Raw genomic sequence first — 12,449 nt, 5'->3', positions numbered from 1 at the left:
TTATAAAAAATCTAAGCTAAGATTTAATAATCTTACTGACTATTTGTTTGTACCACTCGTGCAATGTGAATAATTAAATACATTTTTTCTTCTTTTGAAATTGTATAATGATAACTTTCGGTTAAAAAATCAGCAATCTTATTCACACAATTATAGGCATTACGATATTTTTTTTTGATTACTTCATATAATTCTCCGTCATCTTCATCCTGGAATTCTTTATGATTTAATAAACGATAAGCAAAAAATTTTAAATGAGTACTAAAGCGATAAAAATAAACAGAGTCTTTATTATAAGTAATTTTAAAATGATACTTAACAATATTCGTAATTTCCTGCATGATTTTTGTTAACTCGTAGACATTCCCAACTTCTTCATCCATTTCCGCATTCACTATATGCAGTGCTATAAATCCTGCTTCATCTTCTGGAAGTTGAACATCGAATTTTTGTTTAACCATTTCTAATGCTTTATTTCCAATGTCATATTCATCTGAAAAAAAACGTTTAATATCCCATAATAGGAAGTTTTTCACTTCAATCCCTTGACGTATTCGCTCTAAAGCAGTATGAAGATGATCGGTTAAAGAAATAAAGATTGTATCATTTAATTTTCTGCCGAGCTTTGTTTTAGCATACTTAATAATCTCATCTGACAATTGCATCACTTCTAAAGGCAAATCACCAAGTAATTCTTGAAACTTCAAAGAAGTATCCTTGTTTGCTAAACGAAATACTTGATCTATTTGACCTTCTGCAACAAAGTCTCCAATTTTTCTTTTAAAAGCAATACCACGCCCCATCACTATTTGTTCCTGCTCATTTACATCCAACGTAATCACAACATTATTATTCAAAATTTTTTGAATAATCATTTTTTCACTCCTTTATTCAGATTTACTCCTTCAATTGTAAAAAAAGAAAAACCCAACCTTTCCAAAAAAGAAGAATCTCCTCTTCATTGGAAAAATTAGGTTTAGCTTGTATTTAAACAATCACTATCCATTTATTCAGTTGTTGAGTACAAGCATAGAATACCTTATTATCAGTGGGATGTCAACGTTTTCATAATTATTTTATAAAAAAACATTCAGCATAAAGCTAAATGTTTTTTAACATGACCCGTACGGGAATCGAACCCGTGATACCGCCGTGAAAGGGCGGTGTCTTAACCGCTTGACCAACGGGCCATTTAAAAATTATGGGCCTAAATGGACTCGAACCATCGACCTCACGCTTATCAGGCGTGCGCTCTAACCAGCTGAGCTATAGGCCCTTAAAGAAAAAAGCGGGTGACGAGAATCGAACTCGCGACGGCAGCTTGGAAGGCTGTGGTTTTACCACTAAACTACACCCGCATGCTTCTTCTTTGAAATGGCGCAGGACAGAATCGAACTGCCGACACACGGAGCTTCAATCCGTTGCTCTACCAACTGAGCTACTGCGCCAAGAAACTAAAGTGATAACGGTCTGGACGGGACTCGAACCCGCGACCTCCTGCGTGACAGGCAGGCATTCTAACCAGCTGAACTACCAAACCATTCGTTATTGTGTTGCGTCACTAATAACTTTTTGCTTCTTTAAAAGCAATTGCGGGGGCAGGATTTGAACCTACGACCTTCGGGTTATGAGCCCGACGAGCTACCTGACTGCTCCACCCCGCGATAATTATAGTCTATCTTGACTATAGAAAGGTGATACTCTTGGTGATTTCTAGTAAGGTTTACTTCTCTCACTTTCTTCGCCAAGTATTGATAACCACAGTGCTTTAGCACTGATGTTTATCAACAAAGGAGGATAAGGGATTCGAACCCTTGCACGGTTTTACCCGCCTGACGGTTTTCAAGACCGTTCCCTTCAGCCGGACTTGGGTAATCCTCCGGAATAAATATAAAAAATGACCCGTACGGGAATCGAACCCGTGATACCGCCGTGAAAGGGCGGTGTCTTAACCGCTTGACCAACGGGCCGCTATGAAACGGAGAAGGAGGGATTTGAACCCTCGCGCCGGTTACCCGACCTACACCCTTAGCAGGGGCGCCTCTTCAGCCACTTGAGTACTTCCCCAAGAAAATAATTTAAAAATGGGCCTAAATGGACTCGAACCATCGACCTCACGCTTATCAGGCGTGCGCTCTAACCAGCTGAGCTATAGGCCCATAAAGCGGGTGACGAGAATCGAACTCGCGACGACAGCTTGGAAGGCTGTGGTTTTACCACTAAACTACACCCGCAAAAATTTAAAACGGTCTGGACGGGACTCGAACCCGCGACCTCCTGCGTGACAGGCAGGCATTCTAACCAGCTGAACTACCAAACCATTCGTTATTGTGTTGCGTCACTAATAACTTTTTGCTTCTTTAAAAGCAATTGCGGGGGCAGGATTTGAACCTACGACCTTCGGGTTATGAGCCCGACGAGCTACCTGACTGCTCCACCCCGCGATAATTATAGTCTATCTTGACTATAGAAAGGTGATACTCTTGGTGATTTCTAGTAAGGTTTACTTCTCTCACTTTCTTCGCCAAGTATTGATAACCACAGTGCTTTAGCACTGATGTTTATCAACAAAGGAGGATAAGGGATTCGAACCCTTGCACGGTTTTACCCGCCTGACGGTTTTCAAGACCGTTCCCTTCAGCCGGACTTGGGTAATCCTCCGGAATAAATATAAGTGTCACTACAATGGACCTTGTAGGACTCGAACCTACGACCGGACGGTTATGAGCCGTCTGCTCTAACCAACTGAGCTAAAGGTCCTTGGCTCTTAAAAAGGAATCGCGGCGAAGGGGATCGAACCCCCGACCTCCCGGGTATGAACCGGACGCTCTAGCCAGCTGAGCTACACCGCGAAAATAATAAATTGTTACTAATGGAGCCTAGCGGGATCGAACCGCTGACCTCCTGCGTGCAAAGCAGGCGCTCTCCCATCTGAGCTAAGGCCCCACAAAATGAATCGGGAAGACAGGATTCGAACCTGCGACCCCTTGGTCCCAAACCAAGTGCTCTACCAAGCTGAGCTACTTCCCGTATTTTAAAATGCACCCAAAGGGAGTCGAACCCCTAACCTCTTGATTCGTAGTCAAGCACTCTATCCAGTTGAGCTATGGGTGCTAAAACAAGGATCAAAGCCAGATGAATTCATCTACTTCGTACTTGCCAACATCTATTCTGTCAATTGTACAATTGACATTTATAGTGTTTCAAAGCAATGCCGAGGACCGGAATCGAACCGGTACGGTGATCACTCACCGCAGGATTTTAAGTCCTGTGCGTCTGCCAGTTCCGCCACCCCGGCGAAAGAACAAGCTAAGCGGAAAACGGGGTTCGAACCCGCGACCCCCACCTTGGCAAGGTGGTGCTCTACCACTGAGCTATTTCCGCAGTCTGGATGCCGGCTAAAGGATTTGAACCCTCGACCCTCTGATTACAAATCAGATGCTCTACCAACTGAGCTAAGCCGGCGTATAAGCGCCTAGTTAAAAACAAGACTAAAAATGCGGGTGAAGGGACTTGAACCCCCACGCCGTAAGGCGCTAGATCCTAAATCTAGTGCGTCTGCCAATTCCGCCACACCCGCAAAATATTCCTATGAGCCGTGCAGGGCTCGAACCTGCGACCCTCTGATTAAAAGTCAGATGCTCTACCAACTGAGCTAACGGCTCAAAAAATGGAGGTTGACGGGATCGAACCGCCGACCCCCTGCTTGTAAGGCAGGTGCTCTCCCAGCTGAGCTAAACCTCCAAGACAACACTTTAGCGTGGCGACGTCCTACTCTCACAAAGGGAAACCCTTCACTACAATCGGCGCTAAGAAGCTTAACTTCTGTGTTCGGCATGGGAACAGGTGTATCCTTCTCGCTATCGCCACCACACTGGGTGTTGTTGCTATTTAGTTGAGTGATTATTCACTCAAAACTGGATTGAAGTAATAGAATCAAACATTCCGAAAAACTTTTTTATTTCGTTTCTTTGGTTAAGTCCTCGACCGATTAGTATTGGTCCGCTCCGTACATCACTGCACTTCCACTTCCAACCTATCTACCTCATCATCTCTGAGGGGTCTTACTTTCTTAAAGAAATGGGAAATCTCATCTTGAGGTGGGCTTCACACTTAGATGCTTTCAGCGTTTATCCCTTCCCTACATAGCTACCCAGCAATGCCCTTGGCAGAACAACTGGTACACCAGCGGTAAGTCCATCCCGGTCCTCTCGTACTAAGGACAGCTCCTCTCAAATTTCCAACGCCCGCGACGGATAGGGACCGAACTGTCTCACGACGTTCTGAACCCAGCTCGCGTGCCGCTTTAATGGGCGAACAGCCCAACCCTTGGGACCGACTACAGCCCCAGGATGCGACGAGCCGACATCGAGGTGCCAAACCTCCCCGTCGATGTGGACTCTTGGGGGAGATAAGCCTGTTATCCCCAGGGTAGCTTTTATCCGTTGAGCGATGGCCCTTCCATGCGGAACCACCGGATCACTAAGCCCGACTTTCGTCCCTGCTCGACTTGTAAGTCTCGCAGTCAAGCTCCCTTCTGCCTTTACACTCTGCGAATGATTTCCAACCATTCTGAGGGAACCTTTGGGCGCCTCCGTTACTCTTTAGGAGGCGACCGCCCCAGTCAAACTGCCCACCTGACACTGTCTCCCACCACGATAAGTGGTGCGGGTTAGAGGGTTCATAACACAAGGGTAGTATCCCACCAGCGCCTCCACCGAAACTAGCGTTCCGGGTTCATCGGCTCCTACCTATCCTGTACATGTGGTACAAACACTCAATATCAAGCTACAGTAAAGCTCCATGGGGTCTTTCCGTCCTGTCGCGGGTAACCTGCATCTTCACAGGTACTAAAATTTCACCGAGTCTCTCGTTGAGACAGTGCCCAAATCGTTACGCCTTTCGTGCGGGTCGGAACTTACCCGACAAGGAATTTCGCTACCTTAGGACCGTTATAGTTACGGCCGCCGTTTACTGGGGCTTCAATTCTGAGCTTCGCCGAAGCTAACCCATCCTCTTAACCTTCCAGCACCGGGCAGGCGTCAGCCCCTATACTTCATCTTTCGATTTTGCAGAGACCTGTGTTTTTGATAAACAGTCGCTTGGGCCTATTCACTGCGGCTGACCGAAGTCAGCACCCCTTCTCCCGAAGTTACGGGGTCATTTTGCCGAGTTCCTTAACGAGAGTTCGCTCGCTCACCTTAGGATACTCTCCTCGACTACCTGTGTCGGTTTACGGTACGGGCAGTTGTTTTCTCACTAGAAGCTTTTCTTGACAGTGTGACATCAGGAACTTCGGTACTATTATTTCCCTCCCCATCACAGCTTGTCCGTACAGAGTAAAGCATTTGACTCTACTCAAGACTTACTGCTTGGACATGCACTTCCAGTCGCATGCATTCCTTAGCCTCCTGCGTCCCTCCATTGCTCAAACAAAAACAACTGGTACAGGAATATCAACCTGTTGTCCATCGCCTACGCCTTTCGGCCTCGGCTTAGGTCCCGACTAACCCTGGGCGGACGAGCCTTCCCCAGGAAACCTTAGTCATACGGTGGACGGGATTCTCACCCGTCTTTCGCTACTCATACCGGCATTCTCACTTCTAAGCGCTCCACTAGTCCTCACGATCTAGCTTCGACGCCCTTAGAACGCTCTCCTACCATCACACCAGAGGTGTGATCCACAGCTTCGGTAATATGTTTAGCCCCGGTACATTTTCGGCGCAGGGTCACTCGACTAGTGAGCTATTACGCACTCTTTAAATGGTGGCTGCTTCTGAGCCAACATCCTAGTTGTCTGTGCAACCCCACATCCTTTTCCACTTAACATATATTTTGGGACCTTAGCTGGTGGTCTGGGCTGTTTCCCTTTCGACTACGGATCTTATCACTCGCAGTCTGACTGCCGAATATGAATGAATGGCATTCGGAGTTTATCTGAATTCGGTAACCCGAGATGGGCCCCTAGTCCAAACAGTGCTCTACCTCCATCATTCTTAACTTCGACGCTAGCCCTAAAGCTATTTCGGAGAGAACCAGCTATCTCCAAGTTCGTTTGGAATTTCTCCGCTACCCACAGCTCATCCCCGCACTTTTCAACGTACGTGGGTTCGGTCCTCCAGTGCGTTTTACCACACCTTCAACCTGGCCATGGGTAGATCACATGGTTTCGGGTCTACGACTACATACTCATTCGCCCTATTCAGACTCGCTTTCGCTGCGGCTCCGGCTCTTCACCTTAACCTCGCATGCAATCGTAACTCGCCGGTTCATTCTACAAAAGGCACGCCATTACCCATTAACGGGCTTTGACTTGTTGTAGGCACACGGTTTCAGGATCTATTTCACTCCCCTTCCGGGGTGCTTTTCACCTTTCCCTCACGGTACTGGTTCACTATCGGTCATTAGGGAGTATTTAGCCTTGCGGGATGGTCCCCGCGGATTCCGACGGAATTTCTCGTGTTCCGCCGTACTCAGGATCCTCCTAGGTGTTGCCAACATTTCGTCTACGGGGCTATTACCCACTTTGGCGAACCTTTCCAGGTTCTTCGACTATCTTGACAGACTACCACAACGGAGTCCTACAACCCCAACAAGCAAGCTTGTTGGTTTGGGCTCTTCCCGTTTCGCTCGCCGCTACTCAGGGAATCGAATTTTCTTTCTCTTCCTGCAGGTACTAAGATGTTTCAGTTCTCTGCGTCTACCTCTAACCAGCTATGTATTCACTGGAAAGTAACATCCTATAAAAGATGTTGGGTTTCCCCATTCGGAAATCTCTGGATCATAGCTCACTTACAGCTCCCCAAAGCATATCGGTGTTAGTCCCGTCCTTCATCGGCTCCTAATGCCAAGGCATCCACCGTGCGCCCTTATTCACTTAACCTTATGACCTTACGGTCAATTGTTTGGTTCGTTTCTCTAGCGATAGAGGCGTCACCAATAAAATAAGCTTCGAACAGTTAATTAACTCTTCAACGCGGTGTTCTCGGTTTGTTTTGATTACTTTTTTACTTCAATATCCAGTTTTCAATGAACAATTCGTTTGAGAGAACTATATGAATAGAAAAAATCAATTGATATCTTCTATTTATAAGAGTAAACCTCTCAAAACTGAACAAAGTGTCGACGAATGTGTAAGTTTCCGTAATATTCCTTAGAAAGGAGGTGATCCAGCCGCACCTTCCGATACGGCTACCTTGTTACGACTTCACCCCAATCATCTATCCCACCTTAGGCGGCTGGCTCCACAAGGGTTACCTCACCGACTTCGGGTGTTACAAACTTTCGTGGTGTGACGGGCGGTGTGTACAAGGCCCGGGAACGTATTCACCGCGGCGTGCTGATCCGCGATTACTAGCGATTCCGGCTTCATGTAGGCGAGTTGCAGCCTACAATCCGAACTGAGAGAAGCTTTAAGAGATTTGCATGACCTCGCGGCCTAGCGACTCGTTGTACTTCCCATTGTAGCACGTGTGTAGCCCAGGTCATAAGGGGCATGATGATTTGACGTCATCCCCACCTTCCTCCGGTTTGTCACCGGCAGTCTCGCTAGAGTGCCCAACTGAATGATGGCAACTAACAATAAGGGTTGCGCTCGTTGCGGGACTTAACCCAACATCTCACGACACGAGCTGACGACAACCATGCACCACCTGTCACTTTGTCCCCGAAGGGAAAGCTCGATCTCTCGAGTGGTCAAAGGATGTCAAGACCTGGTAAGGTTCTTCGCGTTGCTTCGAATTAAACCACATGCTCCACCGCTTGTGCGGGCCCCCGTCAATTCCTTTGAGTTTCAACCTTGCGGTCGTACTCCCCAGGCGGAGTGCTTAATGCGTTAGCTGCAGCACTGAAGGGCGGAAACCCTCCAACACTTAGCACTCATCGTTTACGGCGTGGACTACCAGGGTATCTAATCCTGTTTGCTCCCCACGCTTTCGAGCCTCAGCGTCAGTTACAGACCAGAGAGTCGCCTTCGCCACTGGTGTTCCTCCATATATCTACGCATTTCACCGCTACACATGGAATTCCACTCTCCTCTTCTGCACTCAAGTCTCCCAGTTTCCAATGACCCTCCCCGGTTGAGCCGGGGGCTTTCACATCAGACTTAAGAAACCGCCTGCGCTCGCTTTACGCCCAATAAATCCGGACAACGCTTGCCACCTACGTATTACCGCGGCTGCTGGCACGTAGTTAGCCGTGGCTTTCTGGTTAGATACCGTCAAGGTAAGAGCAGTTACTCTCCTACTTGTTCTTCTCTAACAACAGAGTTTTACGATCCGAAAACCTTCTTCACTCACGCGGCGTTGCTCGGTCAGACTTTCGTCCATTGCCGAAGATTCCCTACTGCTGCCTCCCGTAGGAGTCTGGGCCGTGTCTCAGTCCCAGTGTGGCCGATCACCCTCTCAGGTCGGCTATGCATCATGGCCTTGGTGAGCCGTTACCTCACCAACTAGCTAATGCACCGCGGGTCCATCCATCAGTGACACCCGAAAGCGTCTTTCAAATCAACACCATGCGGTGTCGACTATTATGCGGTATTAGCACCTGTTTCCAAGTGTTATCCCCCTCTGATGGGTAGGTTACCCACGTGTTACTCACCCGTCCGCCACTCTTCTTTTCAAATGAGTGCAAGCACTCGGTAGAAAAGAAGCGTTCGACTTGCATGTATTAGGCACGCCGCCAGCGTTCGTCCTGAGCCAGGATCAAACTCTCATAATAAAAGTTGAACACGATCTTGCGATCGATAAGCTCATTTGGTTGCTAGCATATTGCTTGCTTGTTAAAAATTGTTGTTTGTTTTTACCGTTGTAAAAACAACCTACACATTTGGTTCGTCTTACTTTGTTCAGTTTTCAAAGGTCTACCGTGTTACCTCGCAGCAACTTTTATATCGTATCAAATCTTTGATTTGATGTCAACACTTTTCTTCAAAAGTTTCAAAGTTTTTTCTGCTTGATGTTATCGAATGTTTCGCCGACAACTTCATTAGTTTATCAGGTTTGTTGTTATTTGTCAACAACTTTTTCCTGATTTTTCAAGTTTTTTAAAACCTGAATTGTTATTTTATTTCTTTTTCATTGCCATTCATTTCTGAGACAACTTCATTAGTTTATCAGGTCAGTTATCATTTGTCAACAATAATTTTTCTGATTCCTAAAGTTTTTTTCACCCGTTAGGATGTTATGTTATTTCTATCGTTCGGCGTGTTTCATTGGTGCCTTGCGACAAGATATAATATACCAAGTTTCTGGGCTTAGGTCAACTAAAATTTCTATTTTTTTCAAAGTTTTTTTCGTTACCGATTATTCTATTACTTTTGTTCTTTATTGTTCGTTTTTTTGCAGATAGAATAGTGAAATCGATTGTTTTTCCTGCTATTTCTAAGAAAATAAAAAAGAGTAGATTTGAAGTGAGACCCAATAGTTAGACCATAACCCGACCGAAGAAATTTGGTCGGGTTTTTATGCGGTCATCCGTTTGCGATATTGAACGGGACTGCAGCCGAGCCTTGTTTTGATTCGGTGATGATTATAGTAATTAATCCACTCTTTAATTGCCCTCTTCAACCTTTTAAAGCTTGTATAAATCACACCATAATAAATTTCTTGCTTTAATAGACCAAAGAAGCTTTCCATCGGTGAATTGTCAAGACAATTCACTTTTCGGGACATGCTCTGGAATATTTTTTTCTCCGCTAAAGGCTTTCTATAACCATTCATCTGGTAAGCCCAGCCTTGGTCAGAATGGAAAGTCCGACGATAGGGGCAGTCCGCTGTTTGTTCTATGGCTTCTTTTTGAGCATCAAGAACGGCCTTTGCATTTGGTTTTTCTGATATTCGATAGGACAGAATTTCCCCGTTAAACAGATCTAGGAATGGGTCTAAATACAGCTTCTTGATGACAGGTTTTCCGTTCGTATCTTGTTCATAATACTTAAATTCAGAAGTATCAGTTGTAATCTTTTGATGAGGAACCGAGGTAACAAATCGTCTGTGAATCCGATTCTTTGCCACTCGTCCAACAGTCCCTTTGTAGGAATTGTACTTACGTGATTTGCGTGTAAACTTTACGCTCTTCAGCCCAAGCTTACGCATGATTCGACGGATTTTCTTTTGATTTACCTTTACTCCCTGTTCGTTCAGGGCGATTGGAATCCGACGATACCCATAGTTCCCATCGTTTTCTTCGAAGATTTCTTGAATGGTTTCCTCTAGCTTGGCATCTGGATTCCCACGATTCAATCGCTTTTGCCAATACATATATGTCGCTTTAGGAAATTTTGTCGCTTCAAGAAGAATCGTTAATCGGAACTCCTTTCGGAGTTCGTGGATGATTCGTGCATCTCGTTCTTGAGTCGATCTGGGATATTCATCCCTAAAGCTCGGAGCTTTTTTACGAAGGCCAGTTCTGCACGAAGCAGTTCATTTTCTCGTTCCAGTTCTTGTTCACGCGTTAACGGCCTTTTTGGTATTTGTTTCTTCTTTTTCTTAGTCATTGAAGGCCTTCCTTTCAGTTTCGGTAAGAGACCTTCAATGCCTTCACGCAGAAATAGTTGGTGCCAATGTTGGAGTAGATTTCCAGATGGCAATCCATATTTCAATGCGACATTAAGGTAAGAGTCACCGCTAGTCAAATAATAGTGTATGACATCTTGCTTGAATTTGGAAGAATAAGTTTGTTTATTTTTACGTCGGTTTAAGGCATTAAAGTCCAATTTTTCTACAATCTTTACCCATTTTCTTACTGTTGAATCAGCTGGAATACCGTATCGGCGAGCTAGAGCCACATACCCACCTTCTCCCCTCTGATACGCTTCAACTACTGATTTTTTAAAGTCATAATCATATTTAGCCACTATAAAAAGCCCCCTAAGTTAGATTTTCTGGTCTAACTTAGGGGGCTCACTTCAATTGTCGGTCAATAATCTACTCTTTTATTTTTTATCTCATCGTTGGAAATAACAAGACATCTCGTATTGATTGGGCATCAGTTAAAAGCATAACTAGACGATCGATACCGATACCTAGACCGCCAGTTGGTGGTAATCCATATTCTAAAGATTCAATAAAATCTTCATCCACGCCATGCGCTTCATCATTTCCTTGTTCACGTTCTTTTTCTTGCTCTTCAAAACGTTCACGTTGATCAATTGGGTCATTCAATTCAGTAAATGCATTTGCAAATTCTTTTCCTACTATAAATAGTTCAAACCGATCTGTAAATCGAGCATCTTCTGGATTTTTCTTCGCTAGGGGGGAAACTTCCACTGGATGACCATAAACAAATGTTGGTTGTTGCAAAGTTTCTTCAACAAATGTTTCAAAGAATTCGTTTAGAATATGTCCCACTGCCATACTATCTTTGATTTCTACATTATGTTCTTTTGCTAGTGAGCGTGCTTCTTCAACCGTCATTTCTTGCCAGAAATCTACGCCTGTTTGTTCCTTGATTGCATCTACCATATGCACTCTTCTGAACTCAGAGCCTAAATCGACTTCTTGCCCATCGTAAGTGATTGCAGTTGTTCCTAAGACTTTTTCTGCAGCATTACGGATGATTCCTTCTGTCAAATCCATCACATCTTGATAATCTGTATATGCAGTATAGGCTTCTAACATTGTGAATTCTGGATTGTGCGTTGTATCAGTTCCTTCATTTCGGAACACTCGGCCGATTTCATAGACTTTCTCCATACCACCGACGATTAAGCGTTTCAAATGTAGCTCCAAGGCAATTCGCAGGTATAACTCCATATCTAAAGCATTATGATGGGTAATAAACGGTCGTGCTGCCGCACCGCCAGCATCATTGTGCAAGACAGGTGTCTCAACTTCTACATAGCCATTACCATCAAGATAACGACGAATTTCGCTGATGATTTGACTACGTTTCATAAAGCGATCAAAGCTATCTTTATTACTGATCAAATCTAAATAGCGTTGACGATAGCGTTGCTCGATATTTGTCAGTCCATGGTATTTATCTGGTAAAGGGCGTAAAGCCTTAGTTAATAAGACAATCGTCTTCGCTTTAACCGTCACTTCCCCAGTATCTGTCTTCATGATTTGCCCTGTCACACCAAAGAAATCGCCTAGATCTGCTTGTTTAAATAGTTGATACGCTTCATCACCAACTTGATCTTTCCGTACATAAATTTGGATTTGACCATCACGATCTTGTAAATGCGCAAAACCCGCTTTACCTTTGCCTCGTTTAGTCATCATTCGTCCAGCTACACTTGTTGATAAATCCATTTCGTTTAATTCTTCTTTTGAATGTTGATCAAATTGTTCATGTAATTCTTTTGAATTATGTGTACGTTCAAAACGCTTCCCGAAAGGGTCGATCCCTTCTTCACGTAGATTTTCCATTTTTTCACGACGCACAAGCATTTGATCATTTAGATCTTCTACATGCGTTTGTTGTTCATCTGCCACTGTACTTCCTCC

General features: G+C 44.8%; 3 protein-coding genes, 25 tRNA genes and 3 rRNA genes. All 31 read right to left on the bottom strand.

The window, feature by feature from the left end; genetic code table 11:
• Positions 1-32 precede the first annotated feature (32 nt).
• On the bottom strand, positions 33-875 hold the full coding sequence (gene licT, locus IGJ55_RS02520) for a BglG family transcription antiterminator LicT (RefSeq protein ID WP_069640452.1): 843 nt from the start codon (positions 873-875) through the stop codon (positions 33-35).
• A gap of 243 nt (positions 876-1,118) precedes the next feature.
• Positions 1,119-1,190, bottom strand: a tRNA-Glu gene (locus IGJ55_RS02515).
• 12 nt (positions 1,191-1,202) lie between these two features.
• Positions 1,203-1,276: transfer RNA gene (locus IGJ55_RS02510), tRNA-Ile, on the bottom strand.
• An 11-nt stretch (positions 1,277-1,287) separates the two neighbouring features.
• Positions 1,288-1,358 (bottom strand) — tRNA-Gly (locus IGJ55_RS02505).
• Positions 1,359-1,375: 17 nt separating this feature from the next.
• A tRNA-Phe gene (locus tag IGJ55_RS02500) sits at positions 1,376-1,448 on the bottom strand.
• An 18-nt stretch (positions 1,449-1,466) separates the two neighbouring features.
• Positions 1,467-1,540: transfer RNA gene (locus IGJ55_RS02495), tRNA-Asp, on the bottom strand.
• A 50-nt stretch (positions 1,541-1,590) separates the two neighbouring features.
• Positions 1,591-1,664, bottom strand: a tRNA-Met gene (locus tag IGJ55_RS02490).
• Between the two features lie 127 nt (positions 1,665-1,791).
• Positions 1,792-1,881, bottom strand: a tRNA-Ser gene (locus tag IGJ55_RS02485).
• A 17-nt stretch (positions 1,882-1,898) separates the two neighbouring features.
• Positions 1,899-1,970, bottom strand: a tRNA-Glu gene (locus IGJ55_RS02480).
• 9 nt (positions 1,971-1,979) lie between these two features.
• Positions 1,980-2,067 (bottom strand) — tRNA-Ser (locus IGJ55_RS02475).
• A gap of 18 nt (positions 2,068-2,085) precedes the next feature.
• Positions 2,086-2,159: transfer RNA gene (locus IGJ55_RS02470), tRNA-Ile, on the bottom strand.
• A gap of 4 nt (positions 2,160-2,163) precedes the next feature.
• Positions 2,164-2,234 (bottom strand) — tRNA-Gly (locus IGJ55_RS02465).
• A 12-nt stretch (positions 2,235-2,246) separates the two neighbouring features.
• Positions 2,247-2,320, bottom strand: a tRNA-Asp gene (locus IGJ55_RS02460).
• A 50-nt stretch (positions 2,321-2,370) separates the two neighbouring features.
• Positions 2,371-2,444 (bottom strand) — tRNA-Met (locus IGJ55_RS02455).
• A gap of 127 nt (positions 2,445-2,571) precedes the next feature.
• Positions 2,572-2,661: transfer RNA gene (locus tag IGJ55_RS02450), tRNA-Ser, on the bottom strand.
• Between the two features lie 25 nt (positions 2,662-2,686).
• Positions 2,687-2,760 (bottom strand) — tRNA-Ile (locus IGJ55_RS02445).
• 18 nt (positions 2,761-2,778) lie between these two features.
• Positions 2,779-2,852, bottom strand: a tRNA-Met gene (locus IGJ55_RS02440).
• 21 nt (positions 2,853-2,873) lie between these two features.
• A tRNA-Ala gene (locus tag IGJ55_RS02435) sits at positions 2,874-2,946 on the bottom strand.
• A 10-nt stretch (positions 2,947-2,956) separates the two neighbouring features.
• A tRNA-Pro gene (locus tag IGJ55_RS02430) sits at positions 2,957-3,030 on the bottom strand.
• 10 nt (positions 3,031-3,040) lie between these two features.
• Positions 3,041-3,114 (bottom strand) — tRNA-Arg (locus IGJ55_RS02425).
• A gap of 98 nt (positions 3,115-3,212) precedes the next feature.
• Positions 3,213-3,298 (bottom strand) — tRNA-Leu (locus IGJ55_RS02420).
• Positions 3,299-3,312: 14 nt separating this feature from the next.
• Positions 3,313-3,384: transfer RNA gene (locus tag IGJ55_RS02415), tRNA-Gly, on the bottom strand.
• 8 nt (positions 3,385-3,392) lie between these two features.
• Positions 3,393-3,465: transfer RNA gene (locus IGJ55_RS02410), tRNA-Thr, on the bottom strand.
• 33 nt (positions 3,466-3,498) lie between these two features.
• Positions 3,499-3,580 (bottom strand) — tRNA-Leu (locus tag IGJ55_RS02405).
• A gap of 12 nt (positions 3,581-3,592) precedes the next feature.
• A tRNA-Lys gene (locus IGJ55_RS02400) sits at positions 3,593-3,665 on the bottom strand.
• Between the two features lie 6 nt (positions 3,666-3,671).
• Positions 3,672-3,744: transfer RNA gene (locus IGJ55_RS02395), tRNA-Val, on the bottom strand.
• A gap of 14 nt (positions 3,745-3,758) precedes the next feature.
• Positions 3,759-3,874, bottom strand: a 5S ribosomal RNA gene (rrf, locus tag IGJ55_RS02390).
• 97 nt (positions 3,875-3,971) lie between these two features.
• A 23S ribosomal RNA gene (locus IGJ55_RS02385) occupies positions 3,972-6,883 on the bottom strand.
• A gap of 274 nt (positions 6,884-7,157) precedes the next feature.
• Positions 7,158-8,718: ribosomal RNA gene (locus IGJ55_RS02380) — 16S ribosomal RNA — on the bottom strand.
• Together the 16S, 23S and 5S rRNA genes with 25 tRNA genes alongside form the textbook arrangement of a ribosomal RNA operon.
• A 743-nt stretch (positions 8,719-9,461) precedes the next feature.
• Positions 9,462-10,855 (bottom strand): IS3 family transposase gene (locus tag IGJ55_RS02375; RefSeq protein WP_430607246.1). Its coding sequence is split into 2 segments (ribosomal slippage): positions 9,462-10,315 and positions 10,315-10,855, totalling 1,395 coding nucleotides; the frame shifts between segments, so codons are not numbered across the junction.
• An 85-nt stretch (positions 10,856-10,940) separates the two neighbouring features.
• Complete coding sequence (lysS, locus tag IGJ55_RS02370) at positions 10,941-12,437, bottom strand: lysine--tRNA ligase (protein ID WP_069641241.1); 1,497 nt, start codon at positions 12,435-12,437, stop codon at positions 10,941-10,943.
• Between the last annotated feature and the right edge of the window lie 12 nt (positions 12,438-12,449).

The sequence above is a fragment of the Enterococcus sp. AZ170 genome (genome assembly GCF_050545135.1).
GTDB classification, from domain to species: domain Bacteria; phylum Bacillota; class Bacilli; order Lactobacillales; family Enterococcaceae; genus Enterococcus_L; species Enterococcus_L ureilyticus.
Note: the sequence above shows the minus strand (reverse complement) of the source record. Positions and strands in the feature narration are given on the sequence as shown.

What these genes read in the sequence shown, in the direction of transcription:
- licT (WP_069640452.1), bottom strand. Translation starts at nt 875, where the DNA reads ATGATTATTCAAAAAATTTTGAATAATAATGTTGTGATTACGTTGGAT.